This is a genomic window from Flavobacterium sp. B183, assembly GCF_023539155.1.
Lineage (GTDB): Bacteria > Bacteroidota > Bacteroidia > Flavobacteriales > Flavobacteriaceae > Flavobacterium > Flavobacterium tructae.
The window spans coordinates 2,638,569-2,655,550 of record NZ_CP097434.1 but is presented as its reverse complement, the minus strand read 5'-3'; the positions used below and the strand labels follow the sequence as shown (position 1 = coordinate 2,655,550).

The window sequence follows — 16,982 nt, the reverse complement described above, 5'->3', positions numbered from 1 at the left end:
TTTGAAATTCCAAATTCCAATTGCTAGAACCTGAAACTTGAAACTTGAAACTTGGAATTTGGAATTTGGATTTTGGATTTTTTTAAAACATTATTCTTCCGAATTGTCATTAAATATAAAATTAAAACCGAACTGAAATGCCATACTGTTGGCTTTTGAAACATCTTTTAATTCTAAGAGGTTATTGACCAGAACATACATATTCAGTTTTCCAAGTGTACCTGCAAATCCTAAGCCAATATTTTTACTCGAATAAGAATCAACTGTATAAGTGGCTTTTACATCTAATTTTTCGAAAATACTGCGTCTGTAAAAAGCGGTTAACGCCACAAAAGGCTCTACAGGCATAGACATTGCAAACAGCTGCCCTCCTACACCGTTGACATATTTTCGGGCCACTTTACCATGGCAATTGCAATCTTCATCAGAACGTGATTCGCCAAAGGAATACTGAAGGGAAGAATAGAGTTTTGTTGGTCTGAGTGTCGTGTATTTGTTATAAAGTGTATCGCGTGGTATGGCTTTATCAAAATCATCAAAGATATTCTTCGGTTCATTTGAATTATCAAAATTCGGATTCACACCTTCATAGTGATACGTTCCTTTATAGGTTAAGGTTTCGATATCTTTAGACTGTCTCACAAAACCCAGATCAACAATACTTGCGGTAAGTTGAAGATTATCTTTAAAATAATAAGTAAAACCCGCATCAAGCCCTAAACCTAAACTTCCGTTAAAAAAAGTATTGTGTGCGATATCACTTGGAATACTCCCTTCGTACTCGTCTTTTGTAAATGTGGCAATACCAGAAGTCTTAATTTCTAAGTTAGACGAAATCGTTTGGGTATATAAATTAGGAGTTCCCTCAGCCTGTCCGGTATAAATATATCCTGAATTTCGGGTTGATGTAGCATTTGCTCCGCTCGAATAGATTTTGGCGCGACCACCCAAAACCAGTTTCTCACTTACTTTTTTATGAAATCCGACATGAAACACTGAGAGTACTTCGGCTCTTAAATTTAAGTCAGACAAATTGAATGACTTACCAATGTAATCTTTATTTCCGTCTAGTGCCAATATAGCGGGATCCTTTGGAACGTACATTAAAAAGTCAAATTCCTGATAAGCTCCAAACGAAAGATACGACTGGCTGTCTTTTCCTCCCACTCTGAAACCACCTGAAAACAGTTCCAACTGTTGATTAATTTGAGTTTTATCTCTACTCGATGATTTATTAATCACGTTTCGGATTTTATCGTTGAAATTTACCCCGTTATTCGCAAACAAATCATAGGCCGAAAATCTGCTTGAGCCTAAATTTGCTGAGATTCCGGATAAAACAGGAACTCCAAAATAGAATTTATAAGCGACATCTGCTCCCGGATTTACAAGGGAAGATTGCGGAATAGCGGTAAAATTATACAGTAATTCTTTATTTTGAGCAAAACAAGAAAGCTGAAACACGACTATCAGAACTAAGTATAGTTTTTTCATTGAATTACCATATAAGCGGTTGCACTTGATCGTAATTTTAAACTGCCTGTACTACTTCCGTTTAAAGGAGGACCTGGTGCCATAACCACTACAAAGCCAAGTTTACGGGTCTGTTTCAATAAATCTAATCGTTGATTTTCGAATACTTCGGTCGGATATTTTATAACATTTGTTCCTCCTGAGTAGGCAGGAACCGCCAGTGTTATGGTTTGAAGAATTTGATTGTTATCATTCAGAAGTAATACATTCAGGGTAAAACCCCTGTTTATAGTATTCTCCATTTCAAAATTAAATTCGGCTTTAACGAGATGATCGTTGAAGTATTTTTCTTTGAAAACATCAAATTCCTGAACATCAAATCCTATTTGCTGTTCTGTACCGTTATCGACAAAGGAAGCTGCCGGAACATTAAAATAAGCCAGATTCGCTACAAAAGCAGGTTCCAGCTTGAAATCTTTAGTCTGATCAAAATCCAGATCACTGGAACATGATGAAAATAGTACAGATAAAAATAGTATCTGAGAAATTCTCTTTATGAAATTTGGTCTCATGGCTTTACATTTCTAAATACTAACAACGATACTTTGATACTAGTTATTATTTTACTTTCATAAGTAAATATAATTATTTTCTAATGAAATTTCCCAAACAATTTTGATGCTTCATTATAGGCGCTCTCAAAACTTAAAGAGTTCAAACCTGTCGCTTTTTTATTGGATGTAAAATATGAAATCAGCTTTTCGGTAGGCATATTACCTGTAAGTTTATCGGTTGCCATCGGACAGCCTCCAAATCCCTGAATAGCCCCATCAAAACGAGTACAGCCTGCATTCGAAGCTGCCTCTATTTTCTCAAACCAGCTGTTTGGCGTGGTATGCAGGTGCGCTCCGAATTCAATTTGAGGGTATTTTGGAATTAAATTGGAAAAAAGATACGTGATTACTTCCGGTGTAGAACTTCCAACGGTATCAGAAAGTGACAGTATCTTAACCCCCATTCCTGCCAGTTTTTCCGTCCATTCGCCCACTATCTCAACATTCCAAGGGTCACCGTAAGGATTTCCGAACCCCATAGAAAGATAGGTAACTACTTCTTTATTTTTCTGATCGGCGATTTCAAGAATTTCTTCTAATGTGATTAAAGATTCAGCAATTGTTTTATGTGTGTTTCGCATCTGAAAATTTTCAGATATCGAAAAAGGGAATCCCAAATATTGAATAGGCTCATGTGCTGCAGCCAGCGCTGCTCCTTGTGTATTGGCAATAATCGCCAACAATTTGCTCGTTGTTTGCGACAAATCAAGCTGAGCCAGAACTTCGGCAGTATCCTGCATTTGAGGAATTGCTTTTGGAGACACAAAACTTCCAAAATCGATAGTATCAAACCCCACTCTCAATAAAGACTGTATATAGGAAACCTTATTTTTAGTAGGTATAAAAGTTTTGATGCCTTGCATAGCATCACGTGGACATTCGATAATCTTGATTTCTTTATTCAAAGCTTACTCTTTTATGCAGGCTAAGTTAGCTTCTTTTTTAAAGAAATAAAAGTTATAATTTTCTTTAATTGTATTACATGATATGGTAACACTTTAATATGTTACACAAAAACGTAACAATTAACAATGTTACACAAAAACGTAACATTAAAAAATATTAGCTACATTTGTAATACTATTATTATTCTTTTTATTTATATTTGAAACTATGACTAGTGTAATTACGGGGGATATAATCGATTCCAGAAAGCAAAATTCAAAAGACTGGGTAGAATCTTTAAAGAGAATCTTATCTCCTTTTGGAGATACGCCTCTTCAATGGGAAATTTACAGAGGGGACGAATTTCAAATTGAAATAAAGAATCCCGAAGAAGCTTTATTGGCAGCCATCCTCATTAAAGCACATTTAAAAGCTTTAAAACTGGATGCCCGAATGAGTATTGGTATTGGAGATAAAACGCACAATGCTGAGAAAGTTTCTGAAAGCAATGGTTCTGCCTTTATACACTCAGGTGAACTTTTTGGAACTTTAAAGAAACTAAAAGTAAATTTAGCCTTGCGAACCGGTGATACGGCTGTCGATGAAAAAATGAATTTAATGCTTCAGCTTGCTCTTACTTTTATGGATAATTGGCCCGCTCAATCTGCAGAATTTATTGCAATTGCGATAGAAAACCCAGGCTTATCACAAGAAGAATTAGCCCCAAAATTAGGAATCAAAAGAGCCGCTGTAAGCCGAAGACAAAAACGGGCACAGTTTGATTTAATATTGAGTTTAGACCGTTATTTCAGAACACAAATAAACCAACTTACAACGCTATGATTTTATTTATAAAACTACTTTTAGCACATTTACTGGGTGATTTTACAGCACAACCTAACTCCTGGGTAGTCGATAAAGAAGCCAAAAAACACAAAAGTATTTATTTGTATCTTCATATTCTTTTACATGGCATTTTAGCAGCCGTTTTAGTCGGAGAAATTCAATTCCTCCCTTACGCTTTTCTAATTGCCGTATCTCATGGCGTTATCGATTTAATCAAACTCCATTTCCAGAAAAACACAACAAAACGCAGTTGGTTTATAGCAGATCAGGCGCTGCACCTTTTAGTTTTGATTGGCGTTGTTTTGCTCTACAATGGTGAAACCGTTCATTTTCTATGGCTCAACAATCAATTTTGGATTTTAGCGACAGGAGTTTTATTCATTACAAAACCAACTTCTATCCTGATTAGAACCATTATATCGATCTGGAATCCGGAAAGTCAAAGCAGCCACAATGAAAACTCACTTTCCAAAGCCGGAAACTATATTGGCCTATTAGAAAGATTATTTGTTTTCTGTTTTATCCTAACGGGACATTTCGAGGCCATTGGTTTCCTATTAGCCGCAAAATCCATTTTTAGATTTGGCGATTTAAAAGAAGCCAAAGACCGAAAACTAACCGAATATGTTTTAATTGGTACGTTAATCAGTTTTGGAAGCGCCATTGCTACAGGACTAATCGTTCAGGTACTGCTATTACAATTGCTTTAAAACCTTTTTATTGATTGCTTTGATCAAAGCTGGTCCTTCATAAATAAAACCAGTGTACAATTGTACCAAGCTGGCTCCTGCATTCAATTTCTCGATTGCATCATCGGCAGTATGAATTCCCCCTACTCCAATAATCGGGAACGCTTTGTTGCTTTTTTCCGAAAGAAAACGAATCACCTCTGTCGAACGTTTTGTTAGTGGTTTTCCTGACAATCCACCTGTTTCTACTTTATTGGCAGATTGCAATCCGTCACGTGAAATCGTAGTATTGGTAGCTATCACACCCGCAATCTGAGTCGTTTTTACAATATCAATAATATCTAATAACTGCTCGTCTGTAAGATCGGGAGCAATTTTTAACAAAATTGGTTTTACCTTTTGTGTGCTTGTTTTTTGTTTCTCTGTATTTCTGTTCTGAAGCGTTTGCAACAGAGCCGTCAAAGGTTCTTTGTCTTGTAATGCACGTAAATTTGGCGTATTTGGTGAACTTACATTGACTACAAAATAATCTACGTGATCAAACAAAGCATCAAAACAAATAATATAATCGTCTACCGCATTTTCGTTTGGAGTCACCTTGTTCTTTCCGATATTACCCCCAATCAAAACTCCGGAATTCTTTTTCAAACGCTCTACAGCTTCCAGAACCCCGCCATTGTTGAATCCCATTCGGTTTACAATTGCCTGGTCTTCTTTTAATCGAAACAAACGTTTTTTAGGATTTCCTTCCTGTCCAACAGGAGTTACGGTCCCAATTTCGATAAATCCAAATCCGAAATCCGATAATTCTTTATACAGTTTGGCATCTTTGTCAAATCCTGCCGCCAAACCTACCGGGTTTTTAAATTTAATTCCAAAAACTTCACGTTCCAGACGACTGTCTTTTACTTCGTAAACTGATCTTATAATTGATGAAACTCCGGGGATTTTTGAAATGAATTTAACAAATGAAAAAGTAAAGTAATGAACTTCTTCAGGATCAAACCCAAAAAGTATCGGGCGAATTATCAATTTATACATAGTAGTGTGTTGTTGTTGTTTTTTTGGGTGCAAATTTAATTATAATACTTTGAAAATGTCTTCTTTTTGCTAAAACAAATTACATCGGGTTTTGACTCTATATTTCTATGTTCAAATGATTTTTACTGTAATCAAAAGTCCTCTTTTTCATAATTGCATTACAGCATTGGAAACAAAAAAACGAAGTTCACAAACACCACACCTGCAAAATTTAACCACAACTATTACCAGTACCTTAATAAAGCAGCAACAAAAAACACTATTAACTTCATAAAATAAATAGAGTTTAAAAAGAGTACTTTATAAACTTTATTCTTAAATTTACCCGCAACTACTATTCGATAAAAACATTCGTCATGAAAAATAAAACGTATTGGATCTTTGCCATTCTAACCCTCTCTGTTATTACAATTGCTTACGGCTATACAAAACTTATAGTACCGAAACAAAAGTTAACAGCGATGAATTGTGACGAGGTTCCAAATACAACGGAGGAATCATTGTTTAAACCAACCATTGAAAACAAAAACAAACCTGTTGGTAAAGCTCCTGAAGGAATGGTGTGGATTCCCGGCGGAGAATTCTCTATGGGAAGTAATGTTGAGGACGAAAGTTTGTGCAGTATAAAAGGAGTTACCAAAGATGCTGCACCCATACACCGCGTTTATGTAGATGGATTTTACATGGATAAAACCGAAGTTACAAACGACCAATTTGAAGCTTTTGTAAAAGCAACAGGTTATGTTACTTTAGCCGAGATAAAACCCACTCATGAAGAATATCCCGATGCTCCTTTGGAAAATCTCGTTGCCGGATCGGCCGTGTTTACTCCTACCCCTGCTCAGGTTGATTTAAACAATTATATGCAATGGTGGACTTATGTACATGGTGCTGACTGGAAACATCCGGAAGGAGCCGGAAGCTCAATAAAAGGAAAAGGCAACTACCCTGTTGTTCAAATTTCCTATGATGATGCCGCCGCTTACGCCAAATGGGCCGGAAAAAGACTGCCAACAGAAGCTGAATGGGAATTTGCTGCCCGTGGCGGAAAATCAGGGGAATTATATGCCTGGGGAAATACCTTAAAACCAAAAGGAAAATTTCAAGCCAACATTTATCAGGGACACTTTCCTCTGGAAAAAGGAGACACTGGCGAAGACGGCTATATTGGCATTGCACCGACCGCTAAATTTGCTCCCAATCCTTATGGTCTTTATGATATTGGTGGAAATGTGTGGGAATGGACCAATGACTGGTATACTGCAGACTATTACAAAATAATCAGCAAAAAGGATCAGGTTGTTAAAAACCCTCAGGGTCCTGAATCTTCTTATGATCCTTCAGAGCCCGGACTACCCAAAAAAGTACAGCGTGGCGGATCTTTTTTATGTACCGACCAGTATTGTACCCGCTATATGGTAGGCACCAGAGGAAAAGGAGATTACAAATCACCGGCCAATCATATTGGTTTTAGATGTGTTCAATAAGATTTTTTTAGTCTCTAATAACATAAATTAAAATCTTTGTCACGCTACTTACAAATCCAATTTCACGAATTTAAATTCGTGAAATTGGATTTTAACTTTCTAAAATCAGAACAAATCAGTAAAATTTGAAGCAAACTTTTTTTCAGTCTAATTTATAGTTTTCATAATTTGAAACTTTACAACCCTTAACTATTTACTTATATTTGCCTAAAAATAAAATAAAAAAAATGCAACATATCATAGATCGTTTTGTTAGTTATGTAACTATTGACACTGAGTCAGATCCAAATTCAAAAACAACTCCAAGTACAGAAAAGCAATGGAATCTTGCCAATAAATTAGTCGAGGAATTAAAGACAATTGGCTTATCAGATGTTACCATAGATGACAAAGCTTACATTATGGCTACATTACCTTCTAATGTCGATCATGAAGTTCCAACTATTGGTTTTGTATCTCATTTTGACACTTCTCCTGATTTTAGCGGAGCTAATGTAAAACCTCAGATCGTTGAGAACTATGACGGGAAAGATATCGTTTTGAATGCTGAGAAAAACATCGTTTTATCACCCAACTATTTTAAAGATTTATTACAATATAAAGGGCAAACCATTATTACAACTGATGGAACAACCTTATTAGGAGCCGATGACAAAGCAGGAATTACCGAAATTGTCTCCGCTATGGAATACTTAATTCAGCATCCGGAAATTAAACACGGAAAAATTAGAATTGGTTTTACTCCGGACGAAGAAATTGGCCGTGGCGCACATCATTTTGATGTGAAAAAATTCGGTGCAGCCTGGGCTTATACTATGGACGGAAGCCAAATTGGTGAATTAGAATATGAAAACTTCAATGCAGCCGGAGCAAAAATCACTTTCAAAGGAAAGAGCGTTCACCCGGGTTACGCCAAAGGAAAAATGATCAATTCAATGTTGATTGCCAACGATTTCATTAACGAACTTCCAAAAGGAGAAACTCCTCAGGAAACGAAAGGTTACGAAGGCTTCTTCCACGTACACCACCTTACCGGAAGTATTGAAGAAACGGTTTTAGAATTAATTATCCGTGATCACAACAAGAAAAAATTCGAAAAACGTAAAGATTTAATTGCAAAAATTGCCAAAAAAATCAATAAGAAATTTGCGAAAAAATTCGGAGAAGATATTGTAATTGCTGAAGTTAAAGACCAGTACTATAACATGAAAGAAAAAGTACTTCCTGTCAAGCATATCGTTGATATTGCCGAAAAAGCAATGAAAGAATTGAACATCAAACCTATCATCAAGCCTATTCGTGGTGGGACAGACGGGTCGCAACTTTCTTTCATGGGACTTCCTTGTCCAAATATATTTGCCGGTGGTCATAACTTTCACGGAAAATACGAATATGTTCCTGCCGAAAGTATGCAAAAAGCGACTGATGTCATTGTAAAAATTGCCGAGTTAACTGCAATTCCGGGCATTTTTGACGTTCCTGAGAAAACTAAAAGAAAAAAATAAACCGAAGTATGTCCGATAAAAAACACGTTTGGGATAAAGTCAACAATTGGGAAGAAGAACTTCTTTTCCTAAAAGCTATTATTGACAAAACCGAACTGGTTGAAACCGTAAAATGGGGAGGCCCCGTTTATGTATACAACAAAAAAAATGTTATCGGCATAGGTGGCTTTAAAGAGTATTTTACGATTTGGTTTTTCAATGGGGTTTTCTTGAAAGACGAGAAAAAGAAACTCATCAATGCCCAGGAAGATAAAACAAAATCGCTACGCCAATGGCGTTTTACTTCAAAAGATCAGGTAAACGAGGCAGAAGTTTTGGCCTACATTTCGGAAGCTATTGAGAACGAAAAACAAGGAAAAATCATCAAACCTTCAAAAAAAGAAGCTATTGTTTCTGAGCTTTTTCAGAAAGAACTGGATCAAAACCCGGCTTTGGCGGAAGCATTTCAAAAGTTCAGTCCTTACAAGCAATATGAATTTCTGGAGTACATTGAAACTGCCAAGCAAGACAAAACCAAACTTTCGAGAATTGAGAAAGTAATTCCGATGATACTGGAAAACATCGGATTGAATGATAAATACAGATAGGCTTAAATTTCATTTTTTTAAGCTCCAAATTCCAAACTACACAAAACCTTTTTCAAAGTTTAAAACTTTGAAAAAGGTTTTTTTCTTTACATAAAGAACTGTCATTTCGACTGAAATGACAATTAAAAAAAAATCCCAAACTCCAGTTTTGGAATTTGGGATTTCATATTTTGAAATTTATTTTTTCGAAGAAAAAATTTAAGCTTTTTTATTCAAAGCAGCACTCATTTCCATAGAAATTGCTGAACGCTCAATTTTCAATTTTCCAGACATTGTTTCGATCACTGCACTAGTTTCAGCAAGCTCAACAATTTTACCGTGAAAACCACTTTTAGTAATTATTTTATCACCTACTTTTAGGCTGCTTTCAAATTCTTTTTCGTTTTTTACTCTTTTTTGTTGTGGTCGGATCATAAAGAAATACAACACGACAAACATTAGTAAATAAGGCGCAAATTTCATTAAATCTTGCATAGTATTCAGTTTTTATTTTTGTTATTAATATTCGTGCTTTGGGTTCCTGAATTTCACTTAGAGCGATATAACATAAACCGGAGTTTGAATTTTATTTATAGAGTCAAGTCGAATTACATCAACCCTCTTCCTACTTTAATCATCTTTTTATTCGCTGTAAGCTCTTTAACCAGATTGTCTAAAATTCCGTTGATAAAAATACTACTTTTTGGTGTAGAATACTCTTTTGCAATTTCTAAATATTCGTTAAGAGTTACCTTTACTGGAATAGAAGGGAATTTTAAGAATTCGCAGATAGCCATTTTTAAAATAATAGTATCAATTTCTGCAATCCTTTCACTGTCCCAGTTTGGTGTTTTATCATCGTATTCTTTTGCCAAAACCGATTCGTTTAAAACTGTTCTTCTGAACAAATCTTTAGCAAAATCCTTATCCTCAACATCTTTATACAATTTAGGCACTCTAAAATCGTCCGGATCTTCTGTTTTAATCGCTTTTAATTGTTTGATGATGTGCGTATTTACAACCGGAATATCATCCACCCAGGTTAATTTATCATCCTCTAAATACTCATACAATTTTTCATTTGGAACAATTACTTCAGCAAACAAATCAATTACAAATTGCCTGTCTTCTTCAAAAGTATTGGTTGTAGTACTCATGTATTTCGCATACAAAGCACTTGACTTGATATCATTTAAAAGCAAAATGATATAATCGTCGTTTAGGTTCCAGTTGTTGATTTTACGATTTTCTAAAGCAATACTAAGTGAATTACTTTCGGCTAGGAGTTGAAAAATTTTGTTTTTAATAAATTTTTCATTCGGATTACGTTCTGCAGCGGTTGCAAGATGTTTTTTACTTGAAAGGTGTAAAAAAACGGACTCTTTTTTGCAAATTTCAATCAATGAAGAAAGCATTATAAGATATAGATCCTGAATATTATCAATACTGTAAAAAAGAAACTTCTCTTCTTTTTCCATATTATCAGAACCGCTTTGATGCATTGCATAAATGGATTGCATTACTTTAACGCGTATGTGTCTTCTATTTACCACCTCGTAAGAACATTTAAAAATTAGTCTGCAAAAGTAAGTATTTAACTCTTTATAATAAAATTAAAATGATAAAAAAAGTCTCAGTTTTCAGTCACAATTTCAAGATTTCTCTAAAAACTGTGACCGAGACTAAGACTCTTCAACAATAAACTATGTTTTATTATTTTTTAGCGTTTTCAATTTTTCTCAAATCGATACGATTTTGAGCAATTGTCAGAGCCGCTTTGTGCGTTGTCATTCCGTTTTTCACAGCATACTCGATAATCTCTAAAGTTGTGTTGTAGATATTTTCGGTTTTTGACATGATTTCAGCTTTACCGTAATGCTCTAATTCAGCATATACGTTGATAATTCCACCAGCGTTGATTAAGAAATCCGGAGCATATAAAATCCCTCTTTCCTGTAATCTTGCTCCGTGAACATTCTCATCAGCCAACTGATTGTTAGCTGCTCCAGCAATAACTTTAGCTTTAATTTTATCTACAGTTGCATCATTAATGATCGCTCCCATTGCACATGGTGCGTAAATATCAACATCAGCTGTATACAAATCTTCACCAGAATAGATTGAAGCATTGTATTTCGAAGCTACCTGAAATAATTTCTCTTCATTGATATCCGTAATTGTAACGATTGCTCCTTCTTTAGTTAAGTACTCAACCAAAGCCTCACCTACGTGACCGATTCCCTGAACTAAAACTTTTTTACCTTCTAAAACATCAGTACCAAACTGACTTTTAGCTGCAGCTTTCATTCCTAAATAAACACCGTAAGCAGTTATTGGAGAAGGATTTCCTGAACCACCTCTTTCTTCAGAAATACCCGTAACATAAGGCGTTACGTCTCTAACAGTGTCCATGTCTTTTGTTTCCATTCCAACATCCTCAGCCGTAATATATCTACCGCCTAAAGAGTGAACAAATTCACCAAACTTACGCATTAATTCAGGTGTTTTTTGCGTTTTAGCATCACCAATAATTACTGCTTTACCTCCACCGATATTCAATCCGGTAATGGCTGATTTATAGGTCATACCTCTTGAAAGACGCAAAACATCGTTTAATGCTTCCCATTCAGTATTGTAATTCCACATTCTAGTACCTCCTAAAGCTGGTCCCATAACTGAATTATGAATACCAATAATTGCTTTTAAACCTGTATCTTTGTCATTGCAAAATACAATTTGTTCGTGATCGTCAAAAGACAATTGACCAAAAACAGGATCCATTTTCTGAAGTTCTTTTCCAGTTGCGAAAGTTGCATCCATAGCGCTACTATATTATTTTGTTAAAATTATGAATATGTCAAAAAGACTTCTCAAATTTATATAAAAAATATACATGTGCTAATTTATTATCTTTAAAATAACAATCTAACAATCGTTTTGTTTTGATAAAATTATATATTGCATTAATTTTTATTCATAATATTTCATCAAATCGAAACATTTTAACATTGAATCTCTTAAAAAAATGAAAGAATTAAGTTATTTAAACAAATATTTCATCAAATATAAATATAGTTTTTCTTTAGGTATTTTAATCACCATAATCGCACAAATATTCTCTCTGTTTACTCCAAAGCTTATTAGCAAGTCGTTAAACGCTATCGAAAAGTTTGACAAACTGCCAAAAGCCGATCAATCTTCGCAAATCGTCATTGATTCGTACCGCGAAGGATTAATTCACAACGTACTGCTAATCATAGCCACTACCATTGTTGCAGGATTCCTAACATTCTTAATGCGTCAGACTTTGATTGTAATGTCGCGTCATATCGAGTTTGATTTAAAAAATGAGGTTTTCAAACAATACGAAAGACTCTCGCAAAACTTTTACAAACAAAACCGCACCGGAGATTTAATGAACCGTATTAGCGAAGACGTTTCAAAAGTTCGTATGTATGTGGGGCCTGCCGTAATGTATACGATCAATACTTTTATTCGTTTTGCCATTGTCATTATATATATGTACAATGTCTCACCATTATTGACATTGTACACTATTTTGCCTTTACCTATTCTTTCCTATTGTATTTTCAAACTAAGCTCGGAAATCAACAAAAGAAGTACCACCTTTCAGCAATATTTATCTAAAGTTTCCAGCTTTACACAAGAAATCTTTTCCGGTATCCGTGTTATAAAAGCCAACTCACTGGAAAATCAGCATCAAAACAACATGGTTGCTCTGGCTGACGAAAGCAAAAAAAAGAGCTTAGATTTAGCCAAAGTACAGTCCTTATTTGGCCCTTTGATGATTGCTTTAATCGGAATCAGTAACCTTGTAGTCATTTACTTTGGAGGTGTTATGTACATTAACGGAACGATTCCGAATATTGGAACGATTGCTGAGTTTATTTTATATGTAAATATGTTGACCTGGCCAGTAGCTTCATTAGGATGGGTTTCATCAATGGTACAGGAGGCCGAAGCTTCTCAGAAACGTTTGAATGAATTTTTAAAAATCGAACCTGAAATAAAAAACAATAACGAAAATCATTCCGATATTGAAGGCACAATTTCTTTTGAAAATGTAAGCTATACCTACGAAGATACCAATATTGAAGCACTTAAAAATGTAACTTTTACTGTCAAAAAAGGAGAGACACTGGCTATTTTAGGAAAAACCGGTTCCGGGAAGTCCACAATATTATCGCTAATCTCTCGTTTATATGATGTAACAGAAGGGAAAATCACCATTGATCAAAACGAAATCAGCGGTCTGAACCTATATGATTTGCGAAATAATGTTGGAATTGTACCTCAGGACGCTTTTCTATTCTCGGACACTATTAAAAACAATATAAAATTCGGCAATCAGAACGCTACAGATGAAGAAGTGATCGAAGCGGCCAAAAATGCGGTAGTTCATGATAATATTATCGCTTTTAACAAACAATACGATACTGTTTTAGGAGAAAGAGGAATCACTCTCTCAGGCGGACAAAAGCAGCGTGTCTCTATTGCGCGCGCCATTATTAAAAATCCGGCGATTTTACTTTTCGACGATTGTTTGTCCGCAGTGGACACAGAAACAGAGGAAACGATTCTTAGCAATTTATTTGAAATTTGCAAGGATAAAACTACAATAATAGTAAGTCACAGGGTATCATCTGCAAAAAATGCCGATAAAATAATCATTCTGGAAGACGGGAAGATCATTCAACAAGGCTCTCATAATCAATTAATAAATCAGGAAGGCTATTATGCATCGTTATATTTAAAACAACTTTCGGAAAAAGAATTACTTTAATTGTTGCGTAATCGATAATTTTTTATGATTTTTGAGTACTATTAATTCCAAAAATGATAGAACGTATTATGAGAGAAAATGACATGTTAGAAAAAGAAGAGATTTTTTCTAAAGTATTACGAGCAGGAAGAAGAACTTATTTCTTTGATGTGAGAGCTACTAAAGCTGATGATTATTATATCACAATTACCGAAAGTAAAAAATTTACTGAGGAAGACGGTTCCTTTCATTTTAAGAAACACAAGATCTACTTGTATAAAGAAGACTTTAGTGCTTTTGCCGAAATACTTGAAGAAATGACTTCCTATGTCCTGAACCACAAGGGCGAAGAAGTAATCTCCGAAAGACATCAAAAAGATTTCAAAAAAGAATATGGTTCTGATAAACCTGAAGGACAAAGAACCAGTTTTACAGATATAGATTTTGACGATATTTAGTCGACGGAAGACTTTTTTAAAAGTATAAGTCCATAGTGTTTTGCATTTTGGACTTTTTTTAAACATATAAACTCTACCAATTTGGTAGAATATTTATTTATGCTTTAAAATAAGTAATTCAACTATCTTGATAAAAAAACAACAATGGAAATACAGCTATTGATTCTGCCAGGTCTTGGAAATTCAGGAGACAAACACTGGCAAACGTTTTGGCATGAGAAATTTAAAAATTCAACCCGCATCGTTCACGACGAATGGGATGATCCTATTCGCGCAGAATGGCTTGAGCGTTTAAAAGAAGAAATCTCCAGGCTTAATGGTCCGACAATACTGGTAGCACACAGCTTAGCTGTTTCACTTGTTCTACATTGGGCACAGAACAATAACAATTCAAATATAGTGGGTGCCTTACTGGTTGCACCTGCCGATGTAGATTCACCTGCACACACACCGGAATCTATACGAAACTTTTCACCCATGCCAACCTCGAAACTGCCTTTTCCTTCTATTGTTGTAGCGAGCGAAAACGATCCTTACGCGACTTTTGAGCGAAAAAAATACTTTGCCGAAATGTAGGGAAGCGATCTTGTCAATGTGGGACAAAGAGGACACATCAACTCCGATTCGGATTTAAAATATTGGGAAGAAGGACAATTGATTTTGAAACAATTGATCGAGAAAACAAAATAGTCTTCAGTCGCAATTTTCGGTCGCAGTCTGCATACTGAAAACTATGACTGAATACTGTAAACTAACCTATACGCAGTCCATTTTCTATTTTAAAATCGGGTGCCAATAAAATAACATCCCCCTCCTTGCCTATTGCGCCAAGAACCAGACATTCGCTCATAAATTTCCCAATCTGCTTTTTAGGAAAATTGACTACTGAAATAATTTGTCGGTTTAGTAAATCTTCTTTTTTATAATGCACCGTTATTTGAGCTGATGATTTACGGATTCCTATTTCGGGACCAAAATCAATAGTGAGCTGGTAGGCCGGTTTTCTGGCTTCGGGAAAATCATTCACTTCTGTAATTGTTCCGACACGCATATCAGTTCTTTCAAATTCACTCCAGGTTAAATCCATTTTTTGTTTTACTATTTGATGTTTTACAAACCTATTAATTTTACCATTACAACCGCCAATTCCATAACTGTTTTTTGAGTTGTTTTCCTCATTTCAGAAATCATATTGTAGTTCTGATCTCATCAAAGAAAATATGCTCCAAAAATTAAAAACAAGTCCATATCCTTTCTTTTACAGAAATTTAAAGTTATTTTTGAAGAACTTATTTCTACAAAAATGGCACGAACTCCTTCTAATATGATTCCTCTTGGAACAATTGCTCCAGATTTCAAATTAAGAGATACCAATTCGAATAATGAGTATTCATTTGACGATTTGAGGGGCTCGAAAGGTACGCTGGTTATTTTTATTTGCAACCATTGCCCATTTGTACTTCATGTTATCAAAGAGGTTGTCATGATTGCCAATGATTATCGTGTACAGGGAATTGGTGTGATTGCGATTTCAAGCAACGATGTTAAAAACTATCCGCAAGACGGTCCCGAATTAATGACCGACTTTGCTTTTCAGAACAAAATCGATTTCCCGTATTTGTACGACGAAAGCCAGGAAGTAGCCAAAGCCTACGAAGCGGCTTGCACTCCTGATTTTTATTTATTTGACAATCAGAACCGATTGTTTTACCGTGGTCAATTAGACGATTCAAGACCAGGAAACGGAATTCCGTTAAGCGGAAGTGATCTTCGCAGTGCAATTGATGCTCTTATCTATAACAGAAGTCTGAAAGATCCGCAAAAACCAAGTATTGGCTGCAACATCAAATGGAAAACATCATTTTAGTGTTTTCAAAAAGTTTGCTTATCTTTACAAATCAAATTAATTATTCCCACAGTGACTACTATAAATCTATTTACAGTTTCTCCGCTATCGCTTTCTCCTTCAAGAAGAGCATACTCGACTGTATTTATTTCACATAGTAAGGCCTTTATCAATTAGGCCTCCGTCTATTTCAATTTCTTCTCTCAGACGGAGGATTATTTTTTTTTAAAATTTTCAGTTTTTAGCAGCAGTCTCCATTTACAGACCGCCAGAAATGACCGTAGCAATACTTTGTATCTGAAAATTCTACACAGTCAACCCACAATAAATTAGAATAGATATGAAACCAACACCTACATTCTGTAAGTCAGATTATCAATTTTTAAGAGAATTGATCCTAAAAAGTAAAAACGCAACCAATGCTAAAGAAATTGGACAGCTTTCGAACGAATTGGACCGCGCTGTTATCCGTAAAGAAAGTGAATTAGACAGCAGCACTATACGCATTAATTCGCATGTTATTATTGAAGATGTAAAAGCAAAAAAACAAATGAAAATTCAAATTGTCCTTCCTTCATTTGCAGACGTAAAAGAGGGCAAAATATCAATATTAGCGCCACTAAGTGTTGCCATTATTGGCTTTAAAAAAGACGATGTTGTCGATTGGGAATTACCTGCCGGAATAAAAACTTTAAAAATAGCAGCGGTTGACAATTCTTCTGAAAACGCTTCTTAATTTTCTAAACACCTCCCGCGTGAAGGTGTTTTTTTATGCTCCGTTTGGAGCAA

The 16,982-nt window shown here is 35.2% G+C and carries 17 protein-coding genes and 1 pseudogene; 10 read left to right on the top strand and 8 right to left on the bottom strand.

The genetic code is table 11. The annotated features are described in order from the left end of the window. Window positions 1–90 precede the first annotated feature (90 nt). The 3 genes from M4I44_RS11300 to M4I44_RS11290 all read right to left on the bottom strand — a co-directional run bounded on the left by M4I44_RS11300 (window position 91) and on the right by M4I44_RS11290 (window position 2,992). A complete protein-coding gene (locus tag M4I44_RS11300; protein ID WP_249967357.1) occupies window positions 91–1,494 on the bottom strand; it encodes a DUF5723 family protein in 1,404 nt (467 codons plus the stop codon). Further along, entirely contained in the window at window positions 1,491–2,045 is a 555-nt protein-coding gene (locus M4I44_RS11295; RefSeq protein ID WP_249967356.1) for a hypothetical protein, read from the bottom strand. The genes M4I44_RS11300 and M4I44_RS11295 overlap by 4 nt, the downstream gene beginning before the upstream one ends. 80 nt (window positions 2,046–2,125) lie before the next feature. Further along, window positions 2,126–2,992, bottom strand: a complete 867-nt coding sequence (locus tag M4I44_RS11290; RefSeq protein ID WP_249967355.1) for a hydroxymethylglutaryl-CoA lyase — start codon at window positions 2,990–2,992, stop codon at window positions 2,126–2,128. A gap of 208 nt (window positions 2,993–3,200) precedes the next feature. Here M4I44_RS11290 and M4I44_RS11285 point away from each other — a divergent pair, with 208 nt between their 5' ends. Together M4I44_RS11285 and M4I44_RS11280 are read left to right on the top strand one after the other, a co-directional pair. Then, complete coding sequence (locus tag M4I44_RS11285; RefSeq protein WP_249967354.1) at window positions 3,201–3,815, top strand: SatD family protein; 615 nt, start codon at window positions 3,201–3,203, stop codon at window positions 3,813–3,815. Beyond that, window positions 3,812–4,528: a DUF3307 domain-containing protein gene (locus M4I44_RS11280; protein WP_249967353.1), complete on the top strand. Its 717-nt coding sequence runs from the start codon at window positions 3,812–3,814 to the stop codon at window positions 4,526–4,528. The genes M4I44_RS11285 and M4I44_RS11280 overlap by 4 nt, the downstream gene beginning before the upstream one ends. Here M4I44_RS11280 and M4I44_RS11275 read toward each other — a convergent pair. Beyond that, entirely contained in the window at window positions 4,514–5,548 is a 1,035-nt protein-coding gene (locus tag M4I44_RS11275) for a quinone-dependent dihydroorotate dehydrogenase (RefSeq protein WP_089077783.1), read from the bottom strand. The two genes, M4I44_RS11280 and M4I44_RS11275, sit on opposite strands and share 15 nt — an antisense overlap. A 356-nt stretch (window positions 5,549–5,904) precedes the next feature. On the opposite strand from M4I44_RS11275, the gene M4I44_RS11270 reads away from it, so the two are divergent. From M4I44_RS11270 to M4I44_RS11260, 3 genes are all read left to right on the top strand, one after another. Beyond that, a complete protein-coding gene (locus tag M4I44_RS11270; RefSeq protein WP_249967352.1) occupies window positions 5,905–7,035 on the top strand; it encodes a formylglycine-generating enzyme family protein in 1,131 nt (376 codons plus the stop codon). 227 nt (window positions 7,036–7,262) lie between these two features. Further along, a complete protein-coding gene (gene pepT / locus M4I44_RS11265) occupies window positions 7,263–8,540 on the top strand; it encodes a peptidase T (RefSeq protein ID WP_035746278.1) in 1,278 nt (425 codons plus the stop codon). Window positions 8,541–8,548: 8 nt separating this feature from the next. Continuing rightward, the gene (locus M4I44_RS11260) at window positions 8,549–9,127 is read left to right on the top strand and encodes a YdeI family protein (RefSeq protein WP_070907016.1); all 579 of its coding nucleotides are present in this window, start codon (window positions 8,549–8,551) and stop codon (window positions 9,125–9,127) included. Between the two features lie 198 nt (window positions 9,128–9,325). Here M4I44_RS11260 and yajC read toward each other — a convergent pair whose 3' ends face one another. The 3 genes from yajC to M4I44_RS11245 all read right to left on the bottom strand — a co-directional run bounded on the left by yajC (window position 9,326) and on the right by M4I44_RS11245 (window position 11,926). Then, window positions 9,326–9,601, bottom strand: a complete 276-nt coding sequence (gene yajC / locus M4I44_RS11255; RefSeq protein ID WP_026109868.1) for a preprotein translocase subunit YajC — start codon at window positions 9,599–9,601, stop codon at window positions 9,326–9,328. A gap of 113 nt (window positions 9,602–9,714) precedes the next feature. Continuing rightward, window positions 9,715–10,626, bottom strand: a complete 912-nt coding sequence (nusB, locus tag M4I44_RS11250; RefSeq protein ID WP_026109869.1) for a transcription antitermination factor NusB — start codon at window positions 10,624–10,626, stop codon at window positions 9,715–9,717. Window positions 10,627–10,819: 193 nt separating this feature from the next. Further along, complete coding sequence (locus tag M4I44_RS11245; RefSeq protein ID WP_017495417.1) at window positions 10,820–11,926, bottom strand: Glu/Leu/Phe/Val dehydrogenase; 1,107 nt, start codon at window positions 11,924–11,926, stop codon at window positions 10,820–10,822. A 205-nt stretch (window positions 11,927–12,131) separates the two neighbouring features. Here M4I44_RS11245 and M4I44_RS11240 point away from each other — a divergent pair, with 205 nt between their 5' ends. From M4I44_RS11240 to M4I44_RS11230, 3 genes and pseudogenes are all read left to right on the top strand, one after another. Continuing rightward, window positions 12,132–13,910 (top strand): ABC transporter ATP-binding protein, encoded by a 1,779-nt coding sequence (locus M4I44_RS11240; RefSeq protein ID WP_017495418.1) that lies wholly within the window; start codon window positions 12,132–12,134, stop codon window positions 13,908–13,910. A 68-nt stretch (window positions 13,911–13,978) separates the two neighbouring features. Further along, the gene (locus M4I44_RS11235) at window positions 13,979–14,347 is read left to right on the top strand and encodes a PUR family DNA/RNA-binding protein (RefSeq protein ID WP_017495419.1); all 369 of its coding nucleotides are present in this window, start codon (window positions 13,979–13,981) and stop codon (window positions 14,345–14,347) included. Window positions 14,348–14,491: 144 nt separating this feature from the next. Next, window positions 14,492–15,037 (top strand): annotated as a pseudogene (locus tag M4I44_RS11230) (RBBP9/YdeN family alpha/beta hydrolase). 61 nt (window positions 15,038–15,098) lie between these two features. On the opposite strand, the gene M4I44_RS11225 reads toward M4I44_RS11230, so the two are convergent. Next, complete coding sequence (locus tag M4I44_RS11225; protein WP_249967351.1) at window positions 15,099–15,434, bottom strand: tRNA-binding protein; 336 nt, start codon at window positions 15,432–15,434, stop codon at window positions 15,099–15,101. Between the two features lie 216 nt (window positions 15,435–15,650). On the opposite strand from M4I44_RS11225, the gene M4I44_RS11220 reads away from it, so the two are divergent. Further along, complete coding sequence (locus M4I44_RS11220; RefSeq protein ID WP_249967350.1) at window positions 15,651–16,214, top strand: thioredoxin family protein; 564 nt, start codon at window positions 15,651–15,653, stop codon at window positions 16,212–16,214. 319 nt (window positions 16,215–16,533) lie between these two features. Further along, window positions 16,534–16,929 (top strand): GreA/GreB family elongation factor, encoded by a 396-nt coding sequence (locus tag M4I44_RS11215; RefSeq protein WP_017495423.1) that lies wholly within the window; start codon window positions 16,534–16,536, stop codon window positions 16,927–16,929. The last annotated feature ends 53 nt before the right edge of the window (window positions 16,930–16,982 follow it).